4 protein-coding genes are annotated in these 7573 nt (G+C 61.2%); 2 read left to right on the forward strand and 2 right to left on the reverse strand.

Annotation, left to right across the window (positions count from 1 at the left end; all coding sequences use genetic code 11):
• Nucleotides 1–667 precede the first annotated feature (667 nt).
• Nucleotides 668–2035: a sigma-54-dependent transcriptional regulator gene (locus R6U20_RS01720; RefSeq protein WP_410336146.1), complete on the reverse strand. Its 1368-nt coding sequence runs from the start codon at nucleotides 2033–2035 to the stop codon at nucleotides 668–670.
• Between the two features lie 450 nt (nucleotides 2036–2485).
• On the opposite strand from R6U20_RS01720, the gene R6U20_RS01725 reads away from it, so the two are divergent.
• A complete protein-coding gene (locus R6U20_RS01725; RefSeq protein ID WP_410336147.1) occupies nucleotides 2486–3757 on the forward strand; it encodes an MFS transporter in 1272 nt (423 codons plus the stop codon).
• Nucleotides 3758–3790: 33 nt separating this feature from the next.
• On the opposite strand, the gene lhgO is transcribed toward R6U20_RS01725, so the two are convergent.
• Nucleotides 3791–5017: an L-2-hydroxyglutarate oxidase gene (gene lhgO, locus R6U20_RS01730; RefSeq protein WP_410336148.1), complete on the reverse strand. Its 1227-nt coding sequence runs from the start codon at nucleotides 5015–5017 to the stop codon at nucleotides 3791–3793.
• Between the two features lie 236 nt (nucleotides 5018–5253).
• On the opposite strand from lhgO, the gene R6U20_RS01735 reads away from it, so the two are divergent.
• A complete protein-coding gene (locus R6U20_RS01735; protein WP_410336149.1) occupies nucleotides 5254–6981 on the forward strand; it encodes a S8 family peptidase in 1728 nt (575 codons plus the stop codon).
• Nucleotides 6982–7573 lie beyond the last annotated feature (592 nt).

Here is a 7573-nt window from a genome sequence, read left to right on the forward strand (position 1 = left end):
ATGGAGCCGCCTTCCCGAAGGATGGATCCCGGATCAGCGGTGCCAGGGGCACCTTGTCCGGGATGACACATTGGTACGTAGTGCTGAACGTTGTGTTATACGCAATGCCCCACTCAGGTGTCATCCTGGACGCAGTGAGCTTGCGAACGGAGATCCAGGATCCAGGACATAAGCGCACTTCACGAGAAGGCACAGGACCGCTGTCACTTGGGCCCGGTACTGAAGTTCAGGGTGCCCCCTCAAAACATGTACATTGAACTATCGCATTTGGTATTAGTGAGTACTGAAGGCCTCATCCGCCGGTCATCCTGACGCCCGACGACGGTCGGGGGGAAGGATCTCAACGCTGACCTCGCACGCTTGAAATCGCGCCCCGCACCGGAGCACCGCATCGCGCGTCCTCGAAGCAGGGGCTCCGTCCGCGTGACCTGAGATGCTTCACTGCGCTCCCCATGACGATAGCGGCTACACGGGCCCATCCCGTTATGCATCGTATCACTTACAAAAAAAGCTAATCTACGGCCCTCACGCGCTCCCCTGTGGAGATGCGTGGGGGCTTCTTTTTGTGGAGACGCGGGAGCATCCTGCTTGCAACGCCCGACGGGGGACCGTCGGACACAGTACAGGTTCTTTTTTCGAATTGAGTATCACGTTTCGTGCGGCGCTGCTACGCATCCAGCCCATACGCTTTGCGCTTGCGGTAGAGGGTCGCGGGGTCGATGTCGAGCACCCGTGCAGCCTCTTGCAGCGTGTCAGTCTGTTGAATGGCATGCTGAATGTGATTGGCCTCGACCTCGGCAAGCGTGCGTAGCCCGGTCGGCTTGGAGACGCTTGCGCCCTCATCATCAGCAAATGGAAGGTGAGCGATGCTAAGCGTGTGACCCCGACAGAGAATGACGGCGCGCTCAATGGCATTCTCAAGCTCGCGCACGTTTCCCGGCCACGCATGCCCCTGCAGAGCCTGCTCTACCGGCTCCGACAGGGCCTCGATAGACTGGTTGTATTTGTTTGCGTAGAAGCGGAGAAAGCGCTGGGCCAGCGGGATGATGTCGGCGGGGCGCTCGCGCAGCGGGGGCACCGTAAGCGGCACCACATTGAGACGGTAGTACAGATCCTGGCGGAAGGTGCCGGCTTCAACCTCCGCCTTTAAGTTGGCATTGGTCGCCGTAATCAGCCGTACATCGGCGTGCAGGGTTTCCGGATCCCCTACGCGCTCGTAGGCCTGGTGCTGCACAAACCGGAGCAGCTTCGGCTGCAGGCTCAGCGGAAGCTCGGCGATCTCGTCAAGAAACAGCGTGCCACCATCCGATTGCGTAATCCGGCCCGGCTTGGACTGCGTGGCGCCGGTGAAGGCGCCCTTGACGTGACCGAACAGTTCGCTCTCAAACAGCTCCCGCGAGAGCGAGGGACTGTGTATCACGCCAAACGGCTCGTCGGCGCGCGGACTCCACGCATGAATGGCGCGGGCCAGCACGCCTTTGCCGGTCCCGCTTTCGCCCTGAATGAGCACCGTAGCCTCGCTGTCGGCAATCTGGCGCGCCTCGTCGAGCACAGCCTGCATGGCCGGACTCTCACTGCTGGTAAGGCGTGATGGAGCCGAGCGCTCCAGGTCCGATTCCAGCAGTGCCACCCGATGATGCAGCGCCTGCAGATCCACCGCCTTACGCAGCGCCAGACGCACCTGCTCGGGCGTAAACGGCTTGGGCAGATAGTCGGAGGCGCCGCGCCGCATCGCCTCTACAGCGGTGTCAATGGAGGCGTGCGCTGTGATCACAATGATGCTCACATCGGCATGCATGTCGAGCAGTTCCGGGATCAGATCCAATCCCGATTCCGCACCCAGCCGCAGATCCAGAAAAACGACATGGTAGGCCCCTTCGTGCATCGCCTTGCGCGCCGCCTCGGCACTGGCTACAGACGTCAGCGCGTGGCCGTCACGCTCCAGGCAGTGCTGTAGGGCCGTGCGGATACGCGGCTCATCGTCCACCACCAGGATGCGGAGCGCGGTGTCAAGGGCGTGGGGAGCATCAGGCATACGCCGGAAGCGATGGGTAGCAGAAAACAGCGCGTTGTACCGGAAATTGTCGGTGGAGAGATACGGCTCTCCTTGTTTTGGTCTGGTACGTCGCATCCATTACGGTGTTACTCGCGGATCTGATTTCGAGTCGCCGTAGTGCTGTATCAACCCTCATTTTGATAGTTGCTCTGCAACCAGCCCCCACGAAGCGTGTCATGGTGAGCGCAGTCGAACCATCTCCTTGGTGTTTAGCAGGAACTTTTGGGGACGGCACAGCACGCGTATCCATCTTGGTTTAACCCACAGAATGACCTGTGACACGGCACTATAGCACAACACGTCCTAATTCCCTGATCCAAACACACAAAATATGCAGTCCAAACCGTGCTGTAACACCGCTGCTGCATCTACAGAGGAGAGCAGCCGTAGAGGCGGATGGTCAATTTGTCGCATAGACGCATTCCCCGCGTGGCTGCATCCGCACCGTCGGAATCACTGTTTGGCATCCATCGTGGTGTCATTGCCCTGGGGATAGCGCGCATGGCGGATGCGCTGGGCAACTCGTTTCTCATCATCGTGTTGCCGCTATACGTGGCCAGCGAGTCGGTGAGCGGAGGCGCGCTGGGGCTGCCCTCGTCGGTCGTGTCGGGCGTGGTGCTGGCGCTCTTCGGCATCGTAAGCAGCCTCACGCAGCCGCTGGCGGGGCACTTCTCGGATCGCCTGGGACGCCGACGTGCGTTTGTGCTTGCTGGGCTGGGCATTTTCTGCATCGCCAACTTCTCGTTCTCACTGGCGTCGTCATACCCGGCGCTCTTCCTGATTCGGGCGGTGCAGGGCTTTGCGGCGGCGTTTACGATTACCGCGAGCGTGGCGCTGGTCAGCGAGCTGAGCATCGGTGGCGGACGCGGGCAGAACATGGGCGTCTACAACTCCTTTCGGCTGGTGGGATTTGGAGGCGGGCCGCTCTTGGCGGGGCTCGTTCTGGAGCATGGGCCGTATACGCTGCCGGGCGGCATTGCGCTCGACGGCTTTACGGCGTGCTTCTACATTGCAGCAGCGGCAGCGCTGGTGAGCACCGTGCTGGTGGTGGCTATGGTCGAGGATCCCGAAACCACGAAACCGACCCACCGCTCCTTTGCGATTCCGGTGCGCGGCGAGGGCCAGGCGCTCGACCCCGTCTTTTCGCTTGGTCTGGCTACGTTCATGATGACCGGCTGCATCGCGCTCATGTCGTCAATTGAGCCGGAGGTGAACGCCCGCCTCAATCAGGGGCCGGTGCTCTTTGCCATCCAGTTTGCCACATTCATCGGCGCGCTGGCGGTGGTGCAGCCGCTCGTGGGGCGGGCCAGCGATACGTACGGACGCCGCACGTTCATCCTGATTGGGCTGGCGGCGCTGGCTCCCACCACACTGGCGCAGGGACTGGTAACAACACCCGCACAGATGATCGGGGCGCGGCTCCTGCAGGGCATCAGCGGGGCGCTGATTTTTGCACCGGCGCTGGCGCTGGCAGGCGATCTGGCGAAGGAGGGCGAGGTGGCCTCCAGGCTCTCGGTGCTGACCGTAGCGTTTGGGCTCGGCATCTCGTTTGGGCAGATCACCGCGGGCATCCTCGTGCAGTACGGGTTTGTGATGCCCTTCGCCATGGGTGCGCTCCTGGCCCTCACGGGCGTGGGGCTCGTCTACACCCAGGTGCACGAACCGGTGCCTGATGCTGAAGTGGCGCCACATGCGCACTGATGCGACCCCATTATCAACGATATAAGCAGGTCGCTATGCCGTCTGCTGCAGACCCACGCGTTCGATGCGCGGTGTAAGATACGAGTCCATGATATGATTTCCGATCTGAAGCGAGGCGGTAGCGGCAGGCGAAGCTGCGTTAATGACGTTCACTACGCGGTCGGTGGCACGGATCAGAAAGTCGTCGACCAGCGTGCCGTCGCGGCGCACCGCCTGAGCGCGCACGCCCGACGGCGAGGGCACGAAGTCGTCAGATGTCACGTCGGGGATGAGATGCTGCGCGGCCCGCACGTACGTTTCTTTGCTGAGCGACTGCACCATCTCGTACAATCCCTTGCGCCAGTGTTTGGCGCTTAGCTTCATAAAGCCGGGATACGTGAGCGTCTCCCACAGCTCGGTCCAGTTCACATCCGCAAAGGTGTAGCCCTCGCGGGCAAAGGCCAGCACCGCACTCGGCCCGCACTCCACGTGGCCTTCAATCATCCGCGTAAAGTGCACGCCCAGGAACGGGAAGTCGGGGTTGGGCACCGGGTAGATCAGGTTGTTGCACAGGTGCTGTCGTTCGGGCACGAGTTCGTAGTACTCTCCTCGAAATGGCACAATCTGCGCCTGCGGATCTTGCCCGCTCATCTGCGCAATCTTGTCGGCGTAGAGTCCGGCGCAGTTAACGACAAGCCGCCCGCGCACCGAGCCTGCTGTGGTATGACAGACCACGCCGTCCGACGTTACGTCGAGCGCCTGTACCGCTGCACCGGTGTAGACATCGTAGCCGTGGTCGTCCACCGACTGCGCGAGGGCCTGCGCCATCCCAATGTAATCCACGATGCCCGAGCTGGGCACATGCAGCGCCGCCACGCCGCGCGTGTGAGGTTCCAGCTCGCGGAGCCGCTCCGGCCCGATGCGCGTACAGGCGATCTGGTTCTGCCGTCCCTTCTCGCGGATGCGCATCAGTTCAGGCACCTCCGCTTCGGTAGCCGCCACAATCACCTTACCACAAACATCGTAATCCACTTCGTGTTGCTCACAGAAATCGACAAGCTGCTTGCGGCCTTCGCGGCAGTTTTCGGCTTTGAGCGAGCCCGGCGTGTAGAAAATGCCCGAGTGGATGACGCCCGAGTTGCGTCCGGTCTGGTGCGTGGCCACGGCATTCTCCTTCTCCAGAATGGCGCACCGCACGCCCGGGTGCGTCTGTTGGAGCTGGTAGGCCGTGGCTAATCCGACAATGCCCCCGCCAATGATAACGATGTCGTACGTATCCATAGGAAAAAACAGTATGTAAGGAGGTTGAGCGGACGTAGGGCCCGAAGAGGCGTAGCGCAGTATGGCCACAAAGTGTAGCATGTGCTGCTCGCCACCGACGCGTCCGAAATGTGTATTAAGCGTACAATTTTATTTCACGCTGCATCTGTACAGGTGTTCAAGCGCTGAATCACCCGGTCCTGTAGCGGGTAAACACTCATCCAATCGACGCTTTACCCACGTGCTACCCGTTGCCCATGTCCGCTCGTTTCTGGCGCCCCGTCGTCCTGCTATTGTTTGTTGTCGCGTTGGGGGGATGCGCAAGCACCGCCCCATCCGACCCCGATGCCTCAACGTCCGAATCCGATGCCGACGTAGCGCCCCCACCGCGTTTAGAGGTGCCTGTGCCTGAACCCGACACCTTTGCCGTTACGCCGGAGCGTCCGCCCCATGCCTGGTTTCATATGGATGCCGAGGCCGACGGCCACCCCGGACTCAGCACGCACCGTGTGCACACCACCCTCCTGGCCGATCGTGCGCCCCAGCAAACGGTAACCGTTGCCATCATCGACTCCGGCGTTGACATTGAGCACGACGAGCTGGCCTCGCAGCACTGGACGAACGACGACGAAACGCCCGAAAACGATGTTGATGACGATGAAAATGGATACGTCGACGATGCCTACGGGTGGAGCTTTCTGGGCAACCCCGATGGCGAAAACGTAGACCAGGACACCTACGAGGTAACCCGGCTCTACCGCACCTACCGCACCTGGGTGGCTGAGACCGACACAACCGACCTGTCGTCTGCCGGACGCGATTCGCTCGACTATTTCTACACGCTGCGCAACGATTTTGAGGAGGAGCGCGATGAGGCCAAGCAGCAACTGGCTAACGTGAGCGAGGCGCACAACACCGTGCAGAATATATTGCGTTTCTTGCGTAGCGAGCTCGACGTCGAGGAGGTAACTCCGGCCGATGTCGCGGGCTTGCAAGACCGCGACGATCCGCGCTTCCAGCAGGCCTACGACATCCTCACGTTCTTCTACAACCAGGACCTGACGCCCAGCGATATCGAGCAGTTTTACGACCAGGTAAGCGGGCAAGTCGAGTACGGCTACAACCCCGACTTTGAGCCACGGTCTATTGTGGGGGATACGTACAGCGACCTCACCGAGCAGGGCTACGGCAACTCCGATGTGCACGGCCCCGATCCGGGACACGGGACCCATGTAGCAGGCATCATCGGCGCTGAGCGCGACACCACGCTCCGCATTGACGGTGTAGCGCCCGCTGTGCGCCTGATGCCGGTACGTGCTGTGCCTGATGGTGACGAGCGCGACAAAGACGTAGCCAACGCCATCCGCTACGCAGCCGATAACGGGGCCGACATCATCAACATGAGCTTCGGCAAGGGCTACTCGCCTCAGAAAGAAGTGGTTGACGATGCGGTGCGCTACGCGGATTCGCTGGGCGTGCTCATGGTGCACGCTGCAGGCAACAGCGCCCTCGACATTGATACCGAAGACAACTTCCCCACCGCGCATTACACCGACGGCGGACGTGCTACGCACTGGATTGAGGTCGGCGCGTCGGGGTGGAACGTTGAGGAGGAGCTGGTAGCGCCCTTCTCAAACTACGGGGAGGAGCGCGTCGATGTGTTTGCGCCGGGCGTAGACATCTACTCCAGCAACACCGGCAACGAATACCGCTTCAATAGCGGGACGAGCATGGCCGCGCCGATGGTGTCGGGCGTAGCCGCGCTGCTGATGGCGTACTACCCCGAGCTTTCAGCCCAGGAGGTGCGCGAGATCATTGTAGAGTCGGCGGTGTCGTATGCCGACCAGGAGGTTACGCGGCCGAGCACCGATCAGCAGGGCGAGGCGACCCAGGTGCGCTTTGGCACGCTTTCATCCACAGGGAGCATTGTGAACGCGTACGAAGCCGTGCAGATGGCGGAGGAGCGTATCCAGGAGCGCGAGTAATCTCGAATCCCCTTCCCCCCGACGGTCGTCGTGGGTCAGGATGACGTTGAGGTGTGAGGTAAAGCAGCAGTCCCCCAATCGCTCCCCTAAAGAGGGAAGCCCTAAAGAGGGAAGCCGTCGCACCAGCGACTGAGGGGGAATAGACTGGAGCCAACGGTCCCCCGTTGGCTCAGCAAATGAAGGCTCCTGCGTTTCCCACGCGACAGCAATACCGAAGGGGGGGCCGTGGTGTACGCCAGAAACGCAGACGGTGCCGACAGTGGTCGGAGCCACAGGGGGCAGAACTGCGCTCACCATGACAGGCTTCGTGGGAGGGTGATTGCAGAGCAACCATCAAAATGAGGGTTGACACAGCACTACTGTCGTGTCACACCTGAATGTTAGGGTGCGGAGACTGTGCCAAACTCTGTGTCCCCCCAAAACCTGTCATGGTGAGCACGCGACGGGCCCAGCCCGAAGCGCGTCGAAACATCTCCTCGTCTTTCAGAAGATTAATGAGATAAAAAAGTTTTTGGCGAAACCCGGAGGGCTTGACCTTGAAGCGGGAGGGCCAGGCTTATCCCATGGCCATCGGGGTTGCCTGGCCGTTTTG

It is taken from the genome of Longimonas sp., assembly GCF_046498435.1.
Classification (GTDB): domain Bacteria; phylum Bacteroidota; class Rhodothermia; order Rhodothermales; family Salinibacteraceae; genus Longimonas.

Coding starts and splice junctions, on each gene's coding strand:
- lhgO (WP_410336148.1), bottom strand. CDS start 5,017: ATGGATACGTACGACATCGTTATCATTGGCGGGGGCATTGTCGGATTA.
- R6U20_RS01735 (WP_410336149.1), top strand. CDS start 5,254: ATGTCCGCTCGTTTCTGGCGCCCCGTCGTCCTGCTATTGTTTGTTGTC.
- R6U20_RS01720 (WP_410336146.1), bottom strand. CDS start 2,035: ATGCCTGATGCTCCCCACGCCCTTGACACCGCGCTCCGCATCCTGGTG.